This is a genomic window from Litorihabitans aurantiacus, assembly GCF_030161595.1.
Taxonomy (GTDB): Bacteria; Actinomycetota; Actinomycetes; order Actinomycetales; family Beutenbergiaceae; genus Litorihabitans; species Litorihabitans aurantiacus.
Genome location: NZ_BSUM01000001.1, coordinates 2,271,488 through 2,292,467, shown reverse-complemented (window position 1 = coordinate 2,292,467; position 20,980 = coordinate 2,271,488). Strand labels below are relative to the sequence as shown.

At 73.4% G+C, this 20,980-nt stretch carries 20 protein-coding genes; 15 read left to right on the top strand and 5 right to left on the bottom strand.

Features of this window, described 5'->3' with window-relative positions:
* Positions 1 to 9 precede the first annotated feature (9 nt).
* The 9 genes from QQK22_RS10820 to QQK22_RS10780 all read left to right on the top strand — a co-directional run bounded on the left by QQK22_RS10820 (position 10) and on the right by QQK22_RS10780 (position 8,573).
* On the top strand, positions 10 to 681 hold the full coding sequence (locus tag QQK22_RS10820) for a urocanate hydratase family protein (RefSeq protein ID WP_431310191.1): 672 nt from the start codon (positions 10 to 12) through the stop codon (positions 679 to 681).
* The gene (locus QQK22_RS10815; protein WP_284250947.1) at positions 674 to 1,771 is read left to right on the top strand and encodes an S-methyl thiohydantoin desulfurase domain-containing protein; all 1,098 of its coding nucleotides are present in this window, start codon (positions 674 to 676) and stop codon (positions 1,769 to 1,771) included. Before QQK22_RS10820 ends, QQK22_RS10815 begins: the two co-directional genes overlap by 8 nt.
* 85 nt (positions 1,772 to 1,856) lie before the next feature.
* Positions 1,857 to 2,807 (top strand): ABC transporter substrate-binding protein, encoded by a 951-nt coding sequence (locus QQK22_RS10810; protein WP_284250946.1) that lies wholly within the window; start codon positions 1,857 to 1,859, stop codon positions 2,805 to 2,807.
* Position 2,808: 1 nt separating this feature from the next.
* On the top strand, positions 2,809 to 4,593 hold the full coding sequence (locus QQK22_RS10805; protein ID WP_284250945.1) for an aromatic amino acid ammonia-lyase: 1,785 nt from the start codon (positions 2,809 to 2,811) through the stop codon (positions 4,591 to 4,593).
* A complete protein-coding gene (locus QQK22_RS10800) occupies positions 4,590 to 5,753 on the top strand; it encodes an ATP-binding cassette domain-containing protein (RefSeq protein ID WP_284250944.1) in 1,164 nt (387 codons plus the stop codon). Before QQK22_RS10805 ends, QQK22_RS10800 begins: the two co-directional genes overlap by 4 nt.
* Positions 5,750 to 6,478, top strand: a complete 729-nt coding sequence (locus QQK22_RS10795; RefSeq protein ID WP_284250943.1) for an ABC transporter permease — start codon at positions 5,750 to 5,752, stop codon at positions 6,476 to 6,478. Before QQK22_RS10800 ends, QQK22_RS10795 begins: the two co-directional genes overlap by 4 nt.
* Positions 6,468 to 7,286, top strand: a complete 819-nt coding sequence (locus QQK22_RS10790) for an ABC transporter permease (protein ID WP_284250942.1) — start codon at positions 6,468 to 6,470, stop codon at positions 7,284 to 7,286. The genes QQK22_RS10795 and QQK22_RS10790 overlap by 11 nt, the downstream gene beginning before the upstream one ends.
* A gap of 13 nt (positions 7,287 to 7,299) precedes the next feature.
* Positions 7,300 to 8,211: a hydantoinase/carbamoylase family amidase gene (locus tag QQK22_RS10785; protein WP_284250941.1), complete on the top strand. Its 912-nt coding sequence runs from the start codon at positions 7,300 to 7,302 to the stop codon at positions 8,209 to 8,211.
* Positions 8,154 to 8,573 (top strand): M20/M25/M40 family metallo-hydrolase, encoded by a 420-nt coding sequence (locus QQK22_RS10780; protein WP_284250940.1) that lies wholly within the window; start codon positions 8,154 to 8,156, stop codon positions 8,571 to 8,573. The genes QQK22_RS10785 and QQK22_RS10780 overlap by 58 nt, the downstream gene beginning before the upstream one ends.
* A 127-nt stretch (positions 8,574 to 8,700) precedes the next feature.
* Here QQK22_RS10780 and QQK22_RS10775 read toward each other — a convergent pair whose 3' ends face one another.
* Positions 8,701 to 9,516, bottom strand: coding sequence for an exonuclease domain-containing protein (locus QQK22_RS10775; protein WP_284250939.1), 816 nt, complete (start codon positions 9,514 to 9,516; stop codon positions 8,701 to 8,703).
* Between the two features lie 130 nt (positions 9,517 to 9,646).
* Here QQK22_RS10775 and QQK22_RS10770 point away from each other — a divergent pair, with 130 nt between their 5' ends.
* The 6 genes from QQK22_RS10770 (at position 9,647) to QQK22_RS10745 (ending at position 14,147) form a co-directional block, all read left to right on the top strand.
* Positions 9,647 to 10,771 (top strand): GuaB3 family IMP dehydrogenase-related protein, encoded by a 1,125-nt coding sequence (locus QQK22_RS10770; RefSeq protein WP_284250938.1) that lies wholly within the window; start codon positions 9,647 to 9,649, stop codon positions 10,769 to 10,771.
* Between the two features lie 42 nt (positions 10,772 to 10,813).
* Positions 10,814 to 11,236, top strand: coding sequence for a GNAT family acetyltransferase (locus QQK22_RS10765; RefSeq protein WP_284250937.1), 423 nt, complete (start codon positions 10,814 to 10,816; stop codon positions 11,234 to 11,236).
* 57 nt (positions 11,237 to 11,293) lie between these two features.
* The gene (locus QQK22_RS10760; RefSeq protein ID WP_284250936.1) at positions 11,294 to 11,644 is read left to right on the top strand and encodes a hypothetical protein; all 351 of its coding nucleotides are present in this window, start codon (positions 11,294 to 11,296) and stop codon (positions 11,642 to 11,644) included.
* A gap of 115 nt (positions 11,645 to 11,759) precedes the next feature.
* Positions 11,760 to 12,269, top strand: coding sequence for an alpha/beta fold hydrolase (locus tag QQK22_RS10755; protein ID WP_284250935.1), 510 nt, complete (start codon positions 11,760 to 11,762; stop codon positions 12,267 to 12,269).
* Positions 12,269 to 12,673, top strand: coding sequence for an alpha/beta hydrolase family protein (locus QQK22_RS10750; protein WP_284250934.1), 405 nt, complete (start codon positions 12,269 to 12,271; stop codon positions 12,671 to 12,673). Before QQK22_RS10755 ends, QQK22_RS10750 begins: the two co-directional genes overlap by 1 nt.
* Before the next feature lie 73 nt (positions 12,674 to 12,746).
* Complete coding sequence (locus QQK22_RS10745) at positions 12,747 to 14,147, top strand: class II fumarate hydratase (RefSeq protein ID WP_284250933.1); 1,401 nt, start codon at positions 12,747 to 12,749, stop codon at positions 14,145 to 14,147.
* A gap of 33 nt (positions 14,148 to 14,180) precedes the next feature.
* On the opposite strand, the gene QQK22_RS10740 is transcribed toward QQK22_RS10745, so the two are convergent.
* The 4 genes from QQK22_RS10740 to QQK22_RS10725 form a co-directional block, all read right to left on the bottom strand.
* A complete protein-coding gene (locus QQK22_RS10740; RefSeq protein ID WP_284250932.1) occupies positions 14,181 to 14,579 on the bottom strand; it encodes a hypothetical protein in 399 nt (132 codons plus the stop codon).
* 346 nt (positions 14,580 to 14,925) lie between these two features.
* Positions 14,926 to 16,143 carry an acetate/propionate family kinase gene (locus QQK22_RS10735; RefSeq protein WP_284250931.1) on the bottom strand — a complete coding sequence of 406 codons (1,218 nt, stop codon included), beginning with the start codon at positions 16,141 to 16,143 and terminating at the stop codon, positions 14,926 to 14,928.
* Positions 16,140 to 18,218: a phosphate acetyltransferase gene (gene pta, locus QQK22_RS10730; RefSeq protein WP_284250930.1), complete on the bottom strand. Its 2,079-nt coding sequence runs from the start codon at positions 18,216 to 18,218 to the stop codon at positions 16,140 to 16,142. Before pta ends, QQK22_RS10735 begins: the two co-directional genes overlap by 4 nt.
* A complete protein-coding gene (locus tag QQK22_RS10725) occupies positions 18,215 to 20,752 on the bottom strand; it encodes a phosphoketolase family protein (protein WP_284250929.1) in 2,538 nt (845 codons plus the stop codon). The genes pta and QQK22_RS10725 overlap by 4 nt, the downstream gene beginning before the upstream one ends.
* Positions 20,753 to 20,980 lie beyond the last annotated feature (228 nt).

Genomic DNA, 20,980 nt, shown 5'->3' with positions numbered 1-20,980 from the left:
CCCGGCTTCATGGAGGGCTACCTGCGCCCGCTGTTCGCGCGCGGGATCGGGCCGTTCCGGTGGATCGCGCTGTCGGGCGACGCGCGCGACCTTGACCGCATCGACGACGAGGTCGCCGCGATGTTCCCGCGGCGCCCGGAGGTCGCCGCGTGGATCGCGCTGGCGCGCGCGCACGTGCCGGAGCAGGGGCTGCCGGCGCGCTCGTGCTGGCTGGGGCACGGGGAGCGCTCGGCGCTCGCGCTCCGGGTCAACGAGCTCGTCGCCGACGGCGAGCTGACGGCGCCCGTGCTGTTCTCCCGCGACCACCTCGACTCCGCCTCGATGACGCACCCGCGCATCGGCACGGAGGGCATGCGCGACGGTTCCGACGGCGTGACCGACTGGCCGCTCCTGGACGCGATGGTGCTGGCCGCCACGGGTGCCGACCTCGTCGCGATCCACTCGGGCGGCGGCGGCTACGCCGGCTGGATGCAGTCGGCGGGGGTCTCGATCGTGGCCGACGGCGAGGCCGCCACCGCGGACCGCCTGGTGCGGGCGCTCGACGGCGACAGCGGGCTCGGCGTGCTGCGGCACGCCCAGGCGGGCTACCCCGAGGCGGCCGACTCGGCGGCGGCGGGCGGGGAGACGTGTCGGTCCCCCGTGGCATGGTTCGGACGGAGCGAGGGAGGCAGCGATGCGTGAGCTGACGGACAGGGACGCGCGTCACGCCGTGCTGGGTGGCGGCGTGTTCGCGTGCGGCGGGGGCGGCTGGGAGCACCACGGCGTGCTCATGGGCGGGCTCGCGACCACGGTGAACACCCCCGTGCTCGCGGGGGTCGACGAGCTGCCGGCGGACTCCTGGGTGGCGACGGTGGCGGCCATCGGCGCCCCGGCGGCGAAGAACTGGGAGATCCGGCCGGTCGACTACGTCGACGCGCTGCGCGAGCTGATGCGCGTCTCCGAGCACCCCATCACCGCGGTGATGACGGGCCAGAACGGGTACTCCACGACCGTCAACGGCTGGATCCAGTCCTCCCTGCTCGGGGTGAAGGTGCTGGACGCCGCGGGCGACGTCCGCGCGCACCCCACCGGCAAGCTGGGATCGCTGGGCCTCACCACACGCCCCGGCTACACCACGACCCAGGTCGTCTCGGGCGGCAACCGCGCCCTGCACGGCCACTTCCTGTCCGTGAGCACCGGGCTCGTCACCACGTGCGACGACGTGCTGCGCGACATCTCGGTGCGCACCGGCGGCTTCATCGCCTCGGCGCGCAACGTCGTCGAGCTCGACTGGGTGAAGGAGCACGCCGCGATCGGTGCCGTCACCATCGCCCTCGACCTCGGCGAGGCGATGGCCGCGGAGCTCGACTCGCGCCGACGCAACAAGGGTGCCGCGGTGATCGACGCCGTGCTGGCGCGGACCGGCGGTCGGGTCGTGGCACGCGGGGCGCTCGAGCACGCCGTCCCCACGGCGACGCGCGGCGGCTGGGACCACGGCACCTTCCGCGTCGACGACGTCGAGGTCCCGTACCTCAACGAGTACATGGCGGTGACCTCGGGCGGCGAGCGCCTGGCCACCTACCCCGACACGATCGCGATCCTGCGGGCCGACTCCGGCCTCCCGCTGGCCGTCAAGGACGCGGGCGACGGCGGCTTCGAGGTCGTCGTCGTGGTCGTGGACGCGACCACCCTTCCCCTCGCGAGCTCGGCGACGGATCCTGTGTCCCTGGCCGAGTGTGAGGACATCATGGGTATCGAGCTCCTGAGGTACCTGCCCGCGAGGACCACCTGAGACTCGCCGACCACACGTGAACCCACCACGACCGAACCACCACGACTGCACCACCACGACGCACCACATCCACCGAGGAGCACCCATGTCCCGCAGGAAGAGCACGACCCTCATCACGATCGCGGCGGCCGCTGCCCTCACGCTGACCGCCTGCTCGGGCGGCGGCGACCCGCTCACCGGCGGCGGGGGCGACGACTCCGACACCGGCTCCGGCTCGGGCGGCGGTTCCATCACCGTCGGCGCCGCCAACTTCCCCGAGTCCGAGATCGTGGCCCACCTCTACGCGATCGCCCTGGAGGACGCCGGCCTGACCGTCGACACCCGTCTCCAGATCGGCTCGCGCGAGGCGTACATCCCCGCGCTCGAGGACGGTTCGATCGACCTCATCCCCGACTACACCGGCAACCTGCTGCGGTTCCTCGACACCGAGGCGACCGCGACGTCGGCGGAGGACATCGACGCCGCGCTCCCGGCGGCGCTCGAGGCCGAGGGGCTCGCGGCGCTGACGCCGGCGCCGGCCGAGAACAAGGACGCGGTCGTCGTCACGGCGGAGACGGCGGAGGACTGGAACCTCACCACGATCGGTGACCTCGCGGCCTACAACGCCGAGACGGCGTTCGCCGCGAACGCCGAGTTCGCCGAGCGTCCCGCGGGCCTGCCCGGGCTCGCCGCCGTGTACGGCTTCGAGCCGGTGCGGTTCGTCCCGATCGCCGACGGCGGCGGCCCCGCCACCGTCGCGGCGCTCAAGGACGGCGAGGTGCAGGCGGCCAACATCTTCACCACGACGCCGGCGATCGAGTCCGAGGGCTTCGTCGTCCTGGAGGACCCCGACGCGAACTTCGCCGCGCAGAACGTCGTGCCGGTGCTGAACGCGGACGAGGTGACCGACGAGATCACGCAGGTGCTCGACGCGCTCTCGGCCGAGCTGACCACCGAGGACCTCATCGCCCTGAACACGCGTGTCTCGGGCGACGAGAAGGCCGAGCCCGAGACCGCAGCACGCGAGTGGCTCGAGGAGAAGGGCCTCATCGGCTGACATGAGTCTCGACCACCGTCCGGCCGCAGCGGAGCCGGTACGCCCGGGTGGGCCGAGCGGCGCGCACGCCGCCGGTCCATCCGGGCACGGTGCTGCCGCCGGCCGGACGGTCATCGAGCTCGGGACGGCGCGCCTGACACCCAGCGAGGTGGCGCTCGTCGCGGTGGGTGGGGCGAGCGTCCGGGCACCCCGCGAGACCATCGCCACCCTCACGCGGGCCCGCGCCGTGATCGAGAGCGTCCTGACCTCGGGAGTGCCGAGCTACGGCGTCAACCGGGGCCTGGGGCCGATGCGCGACCAGGAGATCCCGGCTGAGCTGCAGCAGGAGTTCCAGCAGTTCGTGCTGGCCTCGCACGCCGCGGGCGTGGGCGAGGCCCTCAGCCCCGCCCAGTCGCGGGCGATCCTCGCGGCCCGCCTGGCCGGTCTGGCGCAGGGCGGATCGGGGATCTCGGTCTCCACCTTCGAGGCCCTGGTCGCCCTCGTCGAGGCGGACATCACCCCGGTCGTGACGCGGTTCGGATCCGTCGGCGCGGCCGACCTCGCGCCGCTCGCCGCGATCGGCGCGGTGCTCGTGGGCCGCGGCAGCACCTTCGGCCCCGGCGGTGAGCGCGTCCCCGGCGGCGAGGCGCTCGCGGCTGCGGGCCTGGCGCCCGTCGCGCTCGGGCCCAAGGACGCCCTCGCGCTGGTCGGCGCCAACTCCGCCTCGATCGGGCTGGCCTGCCTCGCCTCGCTGCAGCTGGACACGCTCGTGTGCTCGACGGACCTCGTGGCGGCGATGACCGTCGAGGCGCTCGGCGCCAGCCTGGCGCCGTTCGACGAGATCGTCGCCGAGGCGCGGCCGCTGCCCGGGCAGGTGGCCTCGGCGGCCGCGGTGCGCGAGGCGACGGCGGGCGGGGACCTGGCGCAGGGCCGGATCGCCACCGTGTCGCTGCAGGACGCGCTGTCGGTGCGCACGGTCCCGCAGGTCCACGGCGTGCTGCACCAGGTGGCCTCCGACCTGCGCGAGATCCTCACCGTCGAGCTGAACTCGCCCACCGACAACCCGCTGGTCGACGTCGAGGCCGGCGTGGTGCGCCCCACCGGCAACTTCTCCGTCCTCGAGCTCGCGATCGCGGCCGAGTCCACCCGCCTCGTCCTGGCCCACGTCGGGATGCTGGCGGAGCGGCGCATCGCCTCGCTCGTGCAGCGGGTGCGGTCCGACCGGCCGCTCGTGGACCAGATCACCGCCGCGAGCTCGACCGGCGGCTTCCTGCCGCCGGTCATCCTCGCCAACACCGCGTCGCAGATCGTGGTGCGCCTCAAGCACCTGGCGAACCCGCTCTCGACCGCGGGCACGACCGTCGGCGACGGCGTGGAGGACCACAGCTCGCAGGCCTTCGCCGCCGTGCTCGCCACGATCGACGCCCTGGAGGCGACCGAGATCCTCCTGGCGATCGAGGCGCTCCTGGCGACCGACGCGCTGACGGCCGACATCGAGCGACGCGGTGCGTCCGGCCCATCCGGCGCGTCTGACGCCCCCGGCACGCACCGGCGCCTCGGGGCCGGGGTGCACGGGCTGCACGGCGCCGTCGCGCAGCTGCTGCACTCCCTGGACTCCCGGGAGGTGGCGCACGACGTCATCGAGCGCGTACGCCCCCTGGTCGCCATCGCCGCGACCGCGACCTCCTCGCGCGCCGTGCGCGACGCGACCTGGCACGCCCAGCACGAACACCTGTCCGACACCACCCCGGCCGACCTCGTCGACGACCCCGGTGCCCTGCGGCACCGCCTGAGAGGATCCCCATGATCACGTTCGAGCACGTCACCAAGCAGTTCCCCGACGGGACGATCGGTGTCGACGACCTGAACCTGGAGATCGCCGACGGGTCCTTCACGGTCTTCGTCGGCCCCTCCGGCTGCGGCAAGACGACGTCGATGCGGATGATCAACCGCATGATCGACCCGACCGACGGCGTCATCACCGTGGGCGGCGAGGACATCCGCACCGTGCGCCCCACGCGGCTCCGGCTCGGGATCGGCTACGTCATCCAGAACGCCGGCCTGATGCCGCACCGGACGGTGGTCGACAACGTCGCCACGGTGCTCGTGCTCCAGGGCACGCCGAAGCGCAAGGCGCGCATCGCGGCGCTCGAGGCGATGGAGCGCGTCGGTCTCGACCTCAAGATGGCCACGCGCTACCCGGCCCAGCTCTCCGGCGGTCAGCAGCAGCGCGTCGGGGTCGCGCGGGCCCTGGCCGCCGACCCGCCGATCCTGCTGATGGACGAGCCGTTCTCCGCCGTCGACCCGGTGGTGCGCGACGACCTGCAGCGCGAGATGCTCCGCCTGCAGTCGGAGCTGAAGAAGACGATCGTGTTCGTCACTCACGACATCGACGAGGCCGTGCGCCTGGGCGACCGCGTCGCGGTGTTCGGCACCGGCGGCGTGCTGCAGCAGATCGACACCCCCGAGAACGTCCTGACGCGGCCCGCCAACGACTTCGTCACCGGGCTCGTGGGGCGCGACCGCGGGTTCCGCGCGATGTCGTTCCACCCCGCCGCCGGGCTGCCCGTCCTCGACGTCGAGACCGTGGCCCTCGGTGACGTCGAGAACCTCCCGACCCTGCCGGCGGGGGCCTGGGTGCTCGCGGTCGACGACGCCCGCCGCCCCCTCGGCTGGGTCAACGCCACGCGGCAGACGCTCGCGGCGCAGCACGGCGCCGCCGCCCTCGCGCCGCTCGGGTCGCTGACGACGCCGGAGCGCACGCTGCGCCAGTCGCTCGACGCCGTGCTGTCCTCGCCCTCGGAGCAGGGCGTGGTGGTCGACGACGGCGGTCGCCTCCTCGGCGTCGTCACCGCGCCGGACGTGCTCGCCGCCCTGGCGCGTCAGAAGGACGCGGCGGGTGACGACGTCGTGCTCCGCGACGCGCCCGTGGCACCGGCCGACGCGACGCAGGACGCGCTCTCGTGAACCTCTGGGGAGTACGCAACTGGGAGGTGGTGCAGGGCTACCTGCTCGACCACCTCTACCTCGCCGTCGTCCCGACGGTCATCGGGGTCGCGCTGGCGCTGCCGATCGGCCTGCTGCTGCGCGACCGGCGCCGCAGCCGCACCGTGGCCATCGTGATCTCGAGCGCGATCTTCACGATCCCGTCGCTCGCGCTGTTCGTGGTGCTGCCCGCCGTGATCGGGACGCGGGTGCTCGATCCGATCAACGTCGTGGTCGCCCTGACCCTCTACACGGTGGCGCTCTCGGTGCGCACGACGTTCGAGGCGCTCGACGCGGTTCCCGCGTCCACGCGTGAGGCGGCCACGGCCATCGGCTACTCCTCGTGGCGGCGCGCGCTCGCCGTCGACCTCCCGCTCTCGATCCCGGTGCTCGTGGCCGGTACGCGCGTCGTGGCGGTCACCAACGTCTCGATGGTCTCGGTCGGCGCGGTGATCGGCATCGGTGGGCTCGGGCAGCTGTTCACCTCCGGCTACCAGCGCGACTTCCCCGAGCAGATCCTCACCGGGCTCGTGCTGATCCTGGCGCTGGCGATCGTGTTCGACCGGGTGATCGCCCTGATCGGCCGGGCCCTGACCCCCTGGATCCGCGGATCGAGCCTGCGGGCCTCCGAGCGCCGCCTGCGCGCGCTCGCCCAGAAGCTCCCCGAGGTCGGACGACTGCGAGAGGCGGCGCGCGATGTTCGCTGAGTTCTTCACCTACCTGGCCGACGGCGCGAACTGGGCCGGCAGCACCGGCATCCCGGCGCGGCTGGGTGAGCACCTGTACTACTCGGTGCTGGCGCTGGCCGTCGGCGCGCTCATCGCCGTCCCGCTCGGGCTCGTGATCGGGCACACCGGCAGGGGCGAGGGCATCATCGTCGGACTCGCCAACACGATGCGCGCGCTGCCCAGCCTCGGTCTGATGACGCTGCTCGTGCTCCTCATGAGCTCGACCCTCATCCCGCCGATCACGGCGCTCGTGGCGCTCGCCGTCCCGCCGCTGCTCGCCGGGGTGTACGCGGGGATCGCGAACGTGGACCGCAGCGCCGTCGACGCCGCGAACGCGATGGGCATGACGCAGTGGCAGGTGCTGTGGCGCGTCGAGGTGCCGAACGCGCTCCCGCTCGTGGTCGGGGGCCTGCGCGGGGCCACGCTCCAGGTCGTGGCGACGGCGACGATCGCCGCGTTCGTCAACCTCGGCGGGCTCGGCCGGTACATCTTCGACGGGCTCGCGCTCTACGACTACACCCGCGTCCTGGTGGGCGCCGTGCTGGTGACGGCGCTCGCCCTGGTGCTCGACGGGCTGCTGGCGCTCGTCGTCCGGCTCGTGCAGCCGGGGTCGGGGCGGCTCGCGGTGCGCGACGCGGCCCTGCTCGCGGCGATCGACAGCCGCGTGGCCGGGCCGGCCGCGGTCACGGCGTCGGTCTCGGCCGACGGGGCGGGGCCGCGGGACGGGGCGGACGGCGACGGTGCCGATGCGGATCCGGCCGGGGCGTCGGCACCGCGCCGCTCGTGAGCCGGTCACCGCGGTGAGCCTCGTCGACCCCGCCCTCCTGGCGCCCGAGCCCGAGCGGGTGGCCGCCGCGATCGCGCACCTGGCGGGGTCGTACACGGAGTCCGCGCAGCCGGGCTGGACCCGGCGTCTGTTCTCCGACGCCTACCGGGCCTCCCGTCAGTGGACGCTCGCGCACATGCGCGACGCGGGGCTCGAGGCGCGCATCGACGCGGCGGGCAACGTCGTCGGCGTCCTGCCCGGGAGGGACCGGTCGGCCCCGCCGCTCATGACCGGGTCGCACACCGACACGGTGCACGGCGGCGGCCGGTTCGACGGGATCGTCGGCGTGGTCGGCGCCGTCGAGGTGGCGCGGCTCCTGCGCGAGAGCGGTCGGCCGCTCGCCCGCGACCTCGTGGTGGTCGACTTCCTCGGCGAGGAGGCCAACCCGTTCGGCGTCTCGTGCCTGGGCTCTCGATCGATCGCCGGTCTGCTCGAGCGCGACCACCTCGACCGGATCGGCGAGGACGGCACCCGGCTCGGGGACGCGATGACGGCGTTCGGCCTCGACCCGGCGGCGGCGGTCGGGCAGGCGTGGGCGCCGGGGTCGCTGCACGGGTACGTCGAGCTGCACGTCGAGCAGGGGCCGGTGCTGCAGGACTCGGGGACGGCGATCGGCGTCGTCACGGCGATCGCCGGGATCGACCGCTTGCTGGCCCGGTTCTCGGGGCGGGCGGACCACGCGGGGACGATGCCGATGGACCGCCGGCACGACGCCCTCGCGGCCGCGGCGGCCGCCGTCGTCGCGATCGAGCGCGAGGGTGCGGCGCGCCGGTGCACGGCGTCTCGACCGTGGGTCGGCTCGAGGCCGAGCCGGGCGCGTTCAACGTCGTGCCCGACCGCGCCCGGCTGTGGGCCGAGCTGCGCTCGACCGAGGCGGACTGGCTGACCGGGGCGCGCCGTCGCGTGGTCGAGGCGATCGGGGCGGAGGCGTCGGCGCGCGGCGTCGACCTCGTGGCGGAGTGGCTCAGCGACCAGGATCCCGTCCGCGCGGATCCGCTCGTGCAGGACCTCATCGGTGCCGGGGCGGACGCGCTGGGGCTGTCGTGGCAGGCGGTGCCCTCGGGGGCCGGGCACGACGCCGCGCACCTGGCGCACCTCGGCCCGATGGGGATGATCTTCGTGCCCTCGGTCGGCGGGCGGAGCCACTGCCCGGAGGAGCTGACCGAGATCGACGACGTCGTCCAGGGCATCCAGGTGCTGGCGGCCACGCTGGTCGCGATGGACGAACGGCCCGCCGCGGCGCGCTGAGCGCGAGGATCGACGGCGGTGCCCGCCGCGGGCCCGGCAGGCGCGGTCGGGCGGTGGTGGTCAGGCGGCGTCGGTCAGGGCGTCGGTCAGGCGTTGGGGTCAGGCGGTGGCGGTCAGGCGGTGGCGGTCACGGGGGCCGCGCCGGTGGGCAGGTCCACGCGCTGGGCGGTCGCCGCGGCCCGGGCCCGCTGCACGATCTCGGCCAGCACCTCCTCGGGCAGGGCGTAGGCGCCCTGCAGCGGCCAGCTGCCGTCGGCCGGGGGCGGTCGTAGCCGTTCTCGCGCAGCCAGGCGTTGAACCCGCGGGCCCACGCGTGGTGGGCGCGGATCTGGCGCTCGTGCATCGCGGTCAGCGGCACCTCGGCCAGCTCGGGGAAGCGCCGCACCAGGGCGCCGAGCACGTCCAGGGTGGCGTCGACGTCGACGTCGGCCGCGTGCAGCTCACCGGTGGCGACGACGCCGTAGTGCTCCGCGAGGTTGCCGAGCCGGCGCTTGCCGGGACGGTAGCGGTCGAGCGCCCGGTCGAGCACGAGGGGGTCGACCGCGGGGCCGGGCGCGCGCCCGAGCCGGTCGGTCAGCGTGGGCAGGTCGTGCCGCGCGAGCTCGTGCTCGAGGATCGTGAGGTCGAACGTGGCGTTGAACGCGACGACCGGCACGCCATCGGCCATCGCCCCGGCGAGGGCCTGCGCGAGCTCCTCGAGCACCTCGCGGGGCGGCCGGCCGTGCTCGCGGGCGTACGCCGTCGTCACCCCGTGGATCGCCGAGGCGGCCTCGGGGATCTCGACCCCGGGGTCGATGATCCAGGTGCGGGTCCGCGAGAGCCCGGCGAGCCCCTCGCGCATCACGAGCGCCGCCGTCACGATGCGGTCGTTCGCGACGTCGACCCCGGTCGTCTCCGTGTCGAAGCCGAGCACCCTGCCCGTGGTCCACCCGCTCGTCGCCATGCCCCCACCCTGCCACCCGGGACCGACATCCTCCCCGCGACCCGCGTACCGCCCGCGGATCGACGCAGGATCTGCCGTGGATGCGGCGTCGCCCGGCCCGTCGTCGGCGCGGCCGGTAGCCTGGGTGACCGTGAGCAACGAGATCGAGATCGGCCGCGGCAAGCGTGGGCGTCGCGCCTACACCTTCGACGACATCGCCGTCGTGCCCAGCAGGCGCACCCGCACCCCGGACGACGTCTCGGTGACGTGGCAGATCGACGCCTACCAGGTCGACGTCCCGGTCCTCGCGGCGCCGATGGACTCGGTGATGAGCCCGGAGACCGCGATCGAGCTCGGCCGTCTCGGCGGCATCGGCGTGCTCGACCTCGAGGGCCTGTGGACGCGCTACGAGGACCCGGTGCCGCTGCTCGAGGAGATCGCGACGATCCCCGCGGGTGACGCCACGCGCCGGATGCAGGAGCTGTACGCCTCGCCGATCGTGCCCGAGCTGATCCACGAGCGGATCCGCGAGATCAGGGCGGCGGGCGTGACCGTCGCCGGCGCCCTCTCGCCGCAGCGCACGCAGGAGCACTGGCGCACCGTGGTGGCGGCCGGCGTCGACCTCTTCGTCATCCGCGGCACGACCGTCTCGGCCGAGCACGTCTCCTCCGAGGCGGAGCCGCTGAACCTCAAGCGCTTCATCTACGAGCTCGACGTGCCGGTGATCGTCGGCGGCGCCGCCACCTACACCGCCGCGCTGCACCTGATGCGCACCGGTGCGGCGGGCGTGCTCGTCGGTTTCGGCGGGGGAGCGGCCAACACCACCCGCACGAGCCTCGGAATCCACGCCCCGATGGCGACGGCGGTCGCCGACGTCGCGGCTGCGCGCCGCGACTACCTCGACGAGTCCGGCGGCCGGTACGTGCACGTGATCGCGGACGGCAGCGTCGGGCGCAGCGGCGACCTGGTCAAGGCGATCGCGTGCGGCGCCGACGCCGTGATGCTCGGGGCCGCGCTCGCGCGTGCGACGGAGGCGCCGGGCCGCGGCTGGCACTGGGGCTCCGAGGCGCACCACCCCGACCTGCCGCGCGGCGAGCGCGTGCGCGTGGGCACCGTGGGCACGCTGCGCGAGGTGCTGCACGGCCCCGGCGGGCGGGCCGACGGCACGCTGAACATGATCGGCGCGCTGCGCAAGGCGATGGCCACGACCGGGTTCTCCGACGTCAAGGAGTTCCAGCGCGTCGAGGTCGTGGTGTCGCCCTACGCGCCGCGCTGAGCGACTCGGCCGACGGTCTCGTCGGCCGTCGAGGGGGACTCGATGGAACTGGTGCACCTGGAGGAGGGGGCGACGGCGAAGGTGCGCTCCGCCGTCGTCACCCTGTGGGAGGGGTGCGGCCTGACGCGGCCCTGGAACCCGCCCGAGCGCGACCTCGCGCAGGCGATCGCGGGGCCGACGTCGACCGTCGTCGTCGCGCTCGAGGACGAGCGGATGGTCGGCTCGGTCCTCGCGGGCTACGACGGCCACCGCGGCTGGCTGTACTACCTGGCGGTCGACCCGACGCGGCGCGGGGCCGGCCTCGCCCGCACGCTCGTCACGACGGCGGAGACCTGGCTCGCGCGGGCCGGCGCCCGCAAGGTGCAGCTCATGGTGCGCGAGGGTAACCCGGCGGCGTCGCTGTACCCGCACCTGGGGTACGAGCGGCAGGACACGGCGGTGTACGGGCGCTGGCTCGAGGGCTGAGCGCGGGGCGGGACGGTCACCCGGCACGCGGTGTCGTGTCCGAGGTACGTTCGAGCGATGCGCAGCGCATGGATCGAGCACCGTCGTCCCGGCGACCGTGAGCTCCTGGGATGGATGGAGCCGGTCGGGGAGGACTTCGTCGTCGTCGATCTCCTCGGTCGTCGCAGGACGGGGCCGGTCGACTGGTTGACCGCCGAGGAGACGCTAGACGCCCTCGGGATCTCCTACCTCGCCGACCCGTACGAGCTGCGCCGCGAGGACGGCACGTGGTTGCGCGTCCTCATCGTCGAGGTGTCGGCCGACGGGCTGCGGGTGAAGAAGGACGACTGGGGAGACATGACGGCCCCGCAGGTGTACTTCTCCGTCGCGTTCCCCGTCGAGGAGGGCGTGCTGCGCCCGACCGGCTGAGCCGTCGCCCGGCACCGGCCTGGTCCGTGTCGCAGTTTCGCGCCACGCGGCGGGTGACGTTCTCGGCGGGGTAGCGTGCCCGGATGCACCCGCCGATCGAGCCGTTCGAGCACGGATGGATCGATCGGCCCGACGGCGCCTGCATCTTCTGGGAGGCCTCGGGCCACCCGGGGGTCGGCCTGCCCTCTACCTGCACGGTGGGCCGGGGAGCGGCCTCGGTCCGGGGGGATATCGGCGGCGGTTCGACCCGGAGCGGCACCTCGTCGTCGGGCTGGACCAGCGTGGGTGCGGGCGCAGCACCCCGTGGGCGATCGACGACCTCGAGAACCTCGACGCCATCACGACGGACGTCCTGATCGCGGACCTCGAGGCGCTGCGGGAGCACCTCGGAGTCGAGGCGTGGCTCGTGCACGGCGTCTCGTGGGGGTCGACCCTCGCCCTCGCGTACGCGCTGGCCCACCCGGCGCGGGTGACGGCGCTGGTGCTCACCGCTGTCACGACCGGTGGGCGGGAGGAGATCGACTGGATCACCGAGGGGGTCGGGCGGGTGTTCCCGGAGGCGTGGGAGAGTTCGCGGCCGGTGTGCCCGCGGATGAGCGCGTCGTCGCCCGCTACGCGCGGCTGATGCGTGACGGCGATCCTGCCGTTCGCGCGTCGGCGGCGGACGCGTGGGACGCGTGGGAGTCCACGCACGTCTCGCTCGACCCGGGCTGGCAGCCGGGTCAGCTCCATGCGGACGCGCGAGGGCGAGCGAACTTCGCGACCCTCGTCACCCACTTCTGGGCCCACGACTGCTTCCTCGCGGGGGACCGGAGCGTTCTCGCCCGGGCCGACGAGCTGGCGCAGATCCCCGGCGTGCTGATCCACGGCCGCCGCGACATCAGCGGACCGGTGATCACGCCGTGGCGCCTGCACCGGGCGTGGCCGGGCAGCGAGCTGCACGTCGTGGAGTCCGAGGGCCACGGGGGTGAGCGCGAGATGGAGCTGACCTGCCGGGCGATCGACGCCCTCGCGCGGCGGGAGCGCTGAGCCGTCGGCCGGCACCGGCCTGGCAGACTGGGTGAGGTTCCACCACGACCCCACCCCACGAAGGAGCACCCGCATGGCCGCGGAGACCGAGTACCGCATCGAGCACGACACGATGGGGGAGGTCAGGGTCCCGAAGGACGCCACGTACGCGGCGCAGACCCAGCGGGCCGTGGAGAACTTCCCGATCTCCGGCACGACGCTCTCGCGCCACCACATCGCCGCCCTGGCGCACATCAAGAAGGCGGCCGCGCGGGCGAACGCCGACCTCGGCGTGCTCGAAACGGACGTCGCCGAGGCCATCGCGACGGCGGCCGACCGCGTCGTCGCCGGCGAGCTCGACCACGACTTCCCGGTCGACGTCTTCCAGACCGGGTCCGGCACCTCCTCGAACATGAACACCAACGAGGTCATCGCGACGCTCGCGAGCCGGACCCTCGGACGCCCGGTCCACCCCAACGACCACGTCAACGCCTCGCAGTCGAGCAACGACGTGTTCCCCTCCTCGATCCACGTCGCCGCGCTCGAGGCGGTCACGAACGTCCTGCTCCCCGGCCTGGAGACGCTCGCGGCCTCGCTCGAGGCGAAGGCGGCGGAGTTCTCGGGCGTCGTGAAGTCGGGCCGCACGCACCTCATGGACGCGACGCCCGTCATGCTCGGGCAGGAGTTCGCCGGCTACGCGACGCAGATCCGCTACGGGATCGCACGCGTGCGCGCCACCCTCGAGAGGCTCGCCGAGCTGCCCCAGGGCGGCACCGCCGTCGGGACCGGCATCAACACCCCGGCGGGCTTCCCGCAGAAGGTCATCGGCTACGTGGCCGAGCAGACGGGCCTGCCGGTCGTCGAGGCGCGCGACCACTTCGAGGCCCAGGGCGCGATGGACTCCTTCGTGGAGACGTCCGGCGCGCTGCGCACCGTCGCGGTCTCGCTCGTGAAGATCTGCAACGACCTGCGCTGGATGGGTTCCGGCCCGCGCACCGGCCTCGGCGAGATCGCGCTGCCCGACCTGCAGCCCGGCTCCTCGATCATGCCCGGCAAGGTCAACCCGGTGCTGCCCGAGGCCGCGCTGCAGGTGTGCGCCCAGGTCATCGGCAACGACCAGGCCATCGCGTTCTCCGGCTCCACCGGCCTGTTCGAGCTGAACGTCATGCTGCCCGTGATGGCGCGCAACCTGCTCGAGTCGATCACCCTGCTCGGCAACGTCTCGCGCGTCCTCGCCGAGCGCTGCGTCGACGGGATCACCGCGAACGTCGAGCGCTGCCGGGAGCTGGCGGAGTCCTCGCCGTCGATCGTCACGCCGCTCAACCGCGTCATCGGCTACGAGGCCGCCGCCGCGATCGCCAAGCACTCGGTGAAGAAGGGCATCACGATCCGTGAGGCCGTCATCGACCTCGGCTACGTCGAGCGGGGCGAGGTCACGACCGAGCAGCTCGACGTCGCGCTCGACGTCGCCGCGATGACGACGCCGCGCAACTAGCGACCTCGGGACGCGCCGTCGGGCCGGCGAGAACTAGGGCCCGACGGCGTGGACCGTCGCGACCTCCTCGCCCGTACAGCCTGCAGGCAGGTTGGCGACGGCGGAGGCGTCGCTGTACGCACCGCCCCACGACACCTCGCTCCCGACGGCGTGGTCCTCACCCTCGAGCGTGAGGAAGCCGCCTCGAGCGTCCCAGACCGCCGACTCGACCAGCGAGAGCGGGTAGCCGCCGACGGTGAGGCAGCCGTCGGTCAGCTGCAGGACGCCGGAGATCTCCGCGTCGGCGACGACCGGACCTGGCGCGTGGACCGCGAACGGCTGGGGTGCTGCCGGACCGGAGCACGAGGCCGCGACGGCAGCGACGACCACGGCGACAGCGACAGCGATGCCGGGCGCACCCCGGCCGACGATCGTCGATCCGGCCGTGAGCATGCCCGAAAGTACCTCGCGGACGTCTGGAGTACCTCGCCCGCGCGGGGCGTCCGACCGGCCGTCCCGCCTCGGGACCACCGGCCTCGCTGAGGGAGGCACGTCTTCGTCGAGCGGGCCCGTTCCACGGCGTGTCGGCCACGACGCGCCGCGCCGCTCGCGGATCGGCCTCCCTGAGCGAGGTCTCAACCGGTCGGCTCCCGCGACGCGCGAGCCACGAGAGGCGTCGCACGACGGCGAGGGCCCGCCAACGCATCGGCGGTGGCGGGCCCTCGTGCGGGACTGGCTGGTCGCGGGATCTCTCGTGGTCATCCCCGAGTACCTCGCGAGTGCCCAGAAGTACCTCGCGTCAGATGGCGGCGAGGGTCTGGCGCGTGATCTCGAGCTCCTCGTTGGTGGGGACCACCAGGACTGTCACGCGTGCGCCGTCGGGCGAGATGACGCGCGGCCCGGGCGTGCGGGCCGCGTTGCGCTCGGCGTCGATCTCGATGCCCCAACCCTCCAGGCCCGCGACGGCGCCCGCGCGGATCGCGGCGTCGTTCTCTCCGATCCCCGCGGTGAACGTGAGCACGTCCAGCCGGCCGAGCTCCGCGTGGTAGGCGCCGACGTACTTGCGCAGCCGCAGGAGGTACACCTCCAGCGCGAGCCGCGCGTCCTCGTCGCCCGCGTCCACGAGCGCGCGCAGCTCGCGCATGTCGCTCACACCCGCGAGCCCCTTGACGCCCGAGCGGCGGTTGAGCAGGTCGTCGATCTCGTCGACCGACAGGCCGCCGTTGCGGTGCAGGTGGATCACGATCGCGGGGTCGAGGTCGCCCGACCGCGTGCCCATCACGAGACCCTCGAGCGGGGTCAGGCCCATGGAGGTGTCGATCGCGCGGCCGTCGCGCACGGCCGAGGCCGACGCGCCGTTGCCGAGGTGCAGCACGATCTGGTGCAGGTCGGCGACGTCGCGGCCCAGGAACGCCGCGGCCTCGCGCGAGACGTAGCGGTGGGAGGTCCCGTGCGCGCCGTAGCGCCGCACCTGGTGGGCGCGCGCGACCTCGGCGTTCAGCGCGTAGGTGGCCGCGGCGTCGGGCAGGGTGGCGAAGAAGGCGGTGTCGCAGACGGCCACGTGCGGCACGTCGGGCAGCAGGCGCCGCGCACCCCGGATCCCGGTGAGGTTGGCCGGGTTGTGCAGCGGCGCGAGCGGCGAGAGCGCCTCGATGTCGGCCTCCACGGCGTCGTCGATCACCGTGGTCTCGACCAGGCGCGTGCCGCCGTGGACCACCCGGTGGCCGACGGCCACGATGCCCGCGTCCGCGAGCGGCGGGCCCAGCTCCTCGAACAGCCCCAGCACGACCTCGAGCGCCGCCGCGTGGTCGGCGACGGCGAGCGTGCGCTCGGTCCGCTCCCCGCCCACCTCGTGGCGCACGTTCGCGTCGTCCTCACCGACCTTCTCCACGATCCCGGCGGCCAGCGCCTGCTCGGTCTCCGCGTCGACCAGCTGGTACTTCAGCGACGAGCTGCCCGAGTTCAGGACGAGGACGGACCGGCCGGAAGGCTCGATCGGGCGATGCTGGTCGGTCATGCGTCCTTCCCTGCGGACGCCGCGGCGTCCTGCGCCTGGATCGCCGTGATGGCGACCGTGGTGATGATGTCCTTGACCGTCGCGCCGCGCGAGAGGTCGTTGACCGGCTTGTTCAGCCCCTGCAGCACGGGCCCGACGGCGACGGCGCCGGACGTGCGCTGCACCGCCTTGTACGTGTTGTTGCCGGTGTTGAGGTCCGGGAAGATCAGCACGGTCGCCTGCCCCGCGACGGGCGAGCCGGGCATCTTCGAGGCCGCGACACCGGGGTCGACGGCGGCGTCGTACTGGATCGGCCCCTCGACCACCAGCTCGGGCGCCCGCTGCCGCACGAGCTCGGTCGCGGCGCGCACCTTCTCGACGTCGGCGCCGCTGCCGGACTCGCCCGTGGAGTAGGAGAGCATCGCGATGCGCGGCTCGACGCCGAACTGCACGGCCGAGCGCGCCGACGAGATCGCGATGTCGGCGAGCTGCTCGGCGTCGGGGTCGGGGTTGACGGCGCAGTCGGCGTACACGAGCACCTCGTCCGCCAGGCACATGAAGAAGCACGAGGACACGATCGAGACGCCCGGAGCGGTCTTGATCGTCTCGAACGAGGGGCGGATCGTGTGGGCGGTCGTGTGCTGCGCACCCGAGACCATGCCGTCGGCGAGTCCGAGGTGCACCATCAGCGTGCCGAAGTAGGACACGTCGATCACGATCTCGCGCGCCCGCTCGACCGTCATGCCCTTGTGCTCGCGCAGGCGCGCGTACTCCTGCGCGAGCTGCTCCAGCAGGTCGGAGGTCACCGGGTCGATCACCCTCGCCTCGGTCAGGTCGAGCCCGAGCTCGACGGCGCGCTGGCGCACGTCCTGCTCGACGCCGAGGATCGTCAGGTCGGCGACGCCGCGGGAGAGCACGGTGCTCGCGGCGCGCAGCACGCGGTCGTCGGTGCCCTCGGGCAGCACGATGTGCCGGCGGGATGCGCGGGCGCGCTCGTAGAGCATGTGCTCGAACATCAAGGGGGTCACGACGTCGGAGGCCTCGACGTCGAGCGCCGCCAGGACGGCGTCCGCGTCGACGTGCGCCTCGAAGGCGCTGCGGGCGAGCTCGACCTTGCGCTGGCTGCCCGAGCTGAGCAGGCCGCGCGTGCCCGCCACCACCTTGGCGGCGGTGAACGTGCCGAGGTCGGTGCGCAGGATCGGCAGGCGCTTGCCGAGGCTCCGCACGAGCCGGTCGATCTGCGGGTCGAGGTCGAACCCGCCGTTGAGGGCGAGTCCCGCCAGGGTCGGGAAGTCGCCGGCGGTGTGCGCGGCGAGCAGAGCCACGACGGCGTCGCCGCGGTCCGCGGGCGTGATGACGAACGAGCCCTCCTGCAGCCGGTCGAGCATGTGGTTGATGCCCATCGCGCCCACGAGCATGTGCTCGGCCTCGCGGTCCAGCAGCGACTCCTCGCCGGCGACCATCTCGCCGTCGAGCGCCGTCATGAGGTCGCGGACCGACGGGGCCGAGAGCAGCGGGACCTCGGGGAACGTCCACACGGGGACGTCGGCCTCCAGGCCGGAGCGGAAAGCGTCGAGCTCGTCGGGGTCGCAGCGGTTGGCCACGATGCCCGCGACGCGCGCGTGGCGCGCGCTCAGCTCGCCGATCGCGACCTCGCTGACCTGGCGGACCTGGGCGGGCGTGCGCCCCTGGGCACCGAGGACGAGCACGACGGGCGCGCCGAGGTTCGCCGCCACCCGCGCGTTGAAGGCGAGCTCGGTCGGACCGGCGACGTCGGTGTAGTCGGACCCGACGACGACGAGGACCTGGCACTGCTCGGCGAGCGCGCGCGCCTTGGTGAGGATCGTGTCGAGCGCGGCGTCGGCGTCGGCGTGCACCTGCTCGTAGGTGACGCCCACGCAGTCCTCGTAGTCGAGGTCGACGCCGTCGTGACGCAGCAGCAGCTCGAGGACGCGGTCGGACCCCTCGGCAGCGACGACCGGACGGAAGACCCCGACCCTCTGCACGCGCGCCGTGAACATGTCGAGCAGGCCGAGCGCGATCGTCGACTTGCCGGTGTTGCCCTCGGGCGAGGCGAGGTAGACGGAGCGGGTCACTCGTTGTCCCCGCCCGTCGAGGCGGTGGCGGACGCGGCGCCCCGGCGGCGCGACGTGGTCGGCGCACCGCCGGCGTCGGCGCTGCCGGCACGGTCGCCGTCGTCGGGCCAGACCCAGTCGGCCACCTCCGGCAGATCCTCGCCGTGCAGACGCGTGTACTGGCGGGCCTCGATGCGCTTGTCCTCCATGCGCTGGCGCAGGCCGGCGTAGCGGGCCGCGAGGCCGGGGACGCGGTCGATGGTGTCGATCACGAGCTTGTACCTGTCCAGGTCGTTGAGCATCACCATGTCGAAGGGCGTGGTGGTGGTGCCCTCCTCCTTGTACCCGCGCACGTGCAGGTTGCCGTGGTTGGTGCGGCGGTAGGTGAGGCGGTGGATGAGCCACGGGTAGCCGTGGTAGGCGAAGATGACGGGCCGGTCGGTGGTGAAGATGCCGTCGAAGTCCGAGTCGGTCAGACCGTGCGGGTGCTCGGTGGAGTCCATCAGGCGCATGAGGTCGACGACGTTGACCACGCGGACCTTCAGATCCGGCACGTGCTGCCGCAGCAGGTCGGCCGCCGCGAGCGTCTCCACGGTCGGCACGTCCCCGGCGCACGCCAGCACGACGTCGGGGGCCTCGCCGTCGGACTCCGTCCCCGCCCACTCCCAGATGCCCAGACCGCGCGTGCAGTGCGCGACGGCCTCGTCCATCGTCAGGAACTGCGGGGCGGGCTGCTTGCCCGCGACGACGACGTTGACGTAGTCGCGGCTGCGCAGGCAGTGGTCGTAGGTGGACAGCAGGGTGTTGGCGTCCGCCGGCAGGTAGACCCGCACGACCTCGGGCTTCTTGTTCACGACGTGGTCGATGAAGCCGGGGTCCTGGTGGCTGAAGCCGTTGTGGTCCTGGCGCCAGACGTGGCTCGAGAGCAGGTAGTTCAGCGAGCCGATCGGGCGGCGCCACGGGATCTCGCGCGTCACCTTGAGCCACTTGGCGTGCTGGTTGAGCATCGAGTCGACGATGTGGATGAAGGCCTCGTAGCAGTTGAACAGGCCGTGGCGACCCGTCAGCAGGTAGCCCTCGAGCCAACCCTGGCACTGGTGCTCGCTGAGCATCTCCACCACGCGGCCCTCGGGCGAGAGGTGCTCGTCGGTGTCCGCCCCCGGCACGACGTCGGCGTTCCAGACCTTGTCGGTCTCGGCGAACACGGCCTGGAGGCGGTTGGACGCGGTCTCGTCGGGACCGAAGATGCGGAAGCTGTCGGGGTTGCGGCGGATCACCTCGGTGAGCCACTGGCCGAGGACCTTGGTGCTCTCGGCGATCGACGCACCGGGTGCCGGGACGTCGACGGCGAACTCGCGGAAGTCCGGCAGGCGGAGGTCGCGCAGCAGCAGACCACCGTTGGCGTGCGGGCTCGCGCTCATGCGCCTCTCTCCGCGTGGCGCCAGCGAGGCGACGTCCGCGTCGAGCCGACCGTCGGCGTCGAACAGCTCCTCGGCGCGGTAGGAGCCCAGCCAGTCGGCCAGCACCTGCAGGTGCTCGGGGGTGTCGCGGGCGTTCGCGAGCGGCACCTGGTGGGCCCGCCACGAGTCCTCGGCCTTCTTGCCGTCGATGATCTCGGGGCAGGTCCAGCCCTTGGGGGTGCGGAAGATGATCATGGGCCACATCGGGCGTGACGTGTCGCCCGCGGCGGCGCGCTCCTTGATCGCCACGATCTCGTCGAGCACCTCGTCCAGCAGCGCGGCGTAGCGGCGGTGGATGGAGCTGCGGTCCTCGTCGTCGAACCCGGCCACGAACTCGTACGGCGTGTGGCCGTAGCCGCGCATGAGGTCGTGCAGCTCGTCCTGGCCGATGCGCGCGAGCACGGTCGGGTTGGCGATCTTGTACCCGTTGAGGTGCAGCACCGGCAGCACGACGCCGTCGGTCGCGGGATTGACGAACTTGTTGGAGTGCCAGGAGGTGGCGAGCGGACCCGTCTCGGCCTCGCCGTCGCCGACCACGGCCAGTACGAGGAGGTCGGGGTTGTCGAACGCGGCCCCGTAGGCGTGGCTCAGCGCGTAGCCGAGCTCCCCGCCCTCGTGGATGGATCCGGGCGTCTCGGGCGCGACGTGGCTGGGGATCCCGCCGGGGAAGGAGAACTGGCGGAACAGACGGCGCATGCCCTCCGCGTCCTGAGTGACGTCGGAGTACGTCTCGGTGTAGGTGCCCTCGAGGTAGGAGTTGGCCACGAGGCCGGGGCCGCCGTGACCGGGACCGGTGATGTAGATGGCGTCCACGTCGCGCTCGGAGATCACGCGGTTCATGTGGGCGTAGAGGAAGTTCAGACCCGGGGTCGTGCCCCAGTGGCCGAGCAGGCGCGGCTTGACGTCGTCGCGGTCGAGCGGAGTCGTGAGCAGCGGGTTGGCGAGCAGGTAGATCTGCCCCACGGAGAGGTAGTTGGCCGCGCGCCACCACCGGTCGATGCGTTCCAGCACTGTCTGCTCGAGGGCGGTGTCGGGGCGGCGGGCCCACCCCGGCGCGGTCGTCGTGGAGGGGGTGACCCCGTTCTCCGTAGCCATGCCTCCACCTTGCCGTCTTTCGGGGGGCGGCGCGAGTGCCCTACGTCCCGGGCCGCTGGTGCCGTGGGCGTTCCGCGGCCGTGCGCCAGGCTGCTGTGAGCGTTCTCACGCGTCCGCGTGCGCCGGGTCGACGAGGCGGTCGCGGCTCGCGGGAGCGACCGGTGCGACGGACGTAGGCTGGACGTGTGCTCGACGACCCTGCTCCCGCCGACGGCGCGGCCCCGTCGG

What these genes read in the sequence shown, in the direction of transcription:
- QQK22_RS10820 (WP_431310191.1), top strand. Translation starts at nt 10, where the DNA reads ATGGAGGGCTACCTGCGCCCGCTGTTCGCGCGCGGGATCGGGCCGTTC.
- QQK22_RS10815 (WP_284250947.1), top strand. Translation starts at nt 674, where the DNA reads ATGCGTGAGCTGACGGACAGGGACGCGCGTCACGCCGTGCTGGGTGGC.
- QQK22_RS10810 (WP_284250946.1), top strand. Translation starts at nt 1,857, where the DNA reads ATGTCCCGCAGGAAGAGCACGACCCTCATCACGATCGCGGCGGCCGCT.
- QQK22_RS10805 (WP_284250945.1), top strand. Translation starts at nt 2,809, where the DNA reads ATGAGTCTCGACCACCGTCCGGCCGCAGCGGAGCCGGTACGCCCGGGT.
- QQK22_RS10800 (WP_284250944.1), top strand. Translation starts at nt 4,590, where the DNA reads ATGATCACGTTCGAGCACGTCACCAAGCAGTTCCCCGACGGGACGATC.
- QQK22_RS10790 (WP_284250942.1), top strand. Translation starts at nt 6,468, where the DNA reads ATGTTCGCTGAGTTCTTCACCTACCTGGCCGACGGCGCGAACTGGGCC.
- QQK22_RS10775 (WP_284250939.1), bottom strand. Translation starts at nt 9,516, where the DNA reads ATGGCGACGAGCGGGTGGACCACGGGCAGGGTGCTCGGCTTCGACACG.
- QQK22_RS10765 (WP_284250937.1), top strand. Translation starts at nt 10,814, where the DNA reads ATGGAACTGGTGCACCTGGAGGAGGGGGCGACGGCGAAGGTGCGCTCC.
- QQK22_RS10760 (WP_284250936.1), top strand. Translation starts at nt 11,294, where the DNA reads ATGCGCAGCGCATGGATCGAGCACCGTCGTCCCGGCGACCGTGAGCTC.
- QQK22_RS10755 (WP_284250935.1), top strand. Translation starts at nt 11,760, where the DNA reads ATGGATCGATCGGCCCGACGGCGCCTGCATCTTCTGGGAGGCCTCGGG.
- QQK22_RS10750 (WP_284250934.1), top strand. Translation starts at nt 12,269, where the DNA reads ATGCGTGACGGCGATCCTGCCGTTCGCGCGTCGGCGGCGGACGCGTGG.
- QQK22_RS10745 (WP_284250933.1), top strand. Translation starts at nt 12,747, where the DNA reads ATGGCCGCGGAGACCGAGTACCGCATCGAGCACGACACGATGGGGGAG.
- QQK22_RS10740 (WP_284250932.1), bottom strand. Translation starts at nt 14,579, where the DNA reads ATGCTCACGGCCGGATCGACGATCGTCGGCCGGGGTGCGCCCGGCATC.
- QQK22_RS10735 (WP_284250931.1), bottom strand. Translation starts at nt 16,143, where the DNA reads ATGACCGACCAGCATCGCCCGATCGAGCCTTCCGGCCGGTCCGTCCTC.
- QQK22_RS10725 (WP_284250929.1), bottom strand. Translation starts at nt 20,752, where the DNA reads ATGGCTACGGAGAACGGGGTCACCCCCTCCACGACGACCGCGCCGGGG.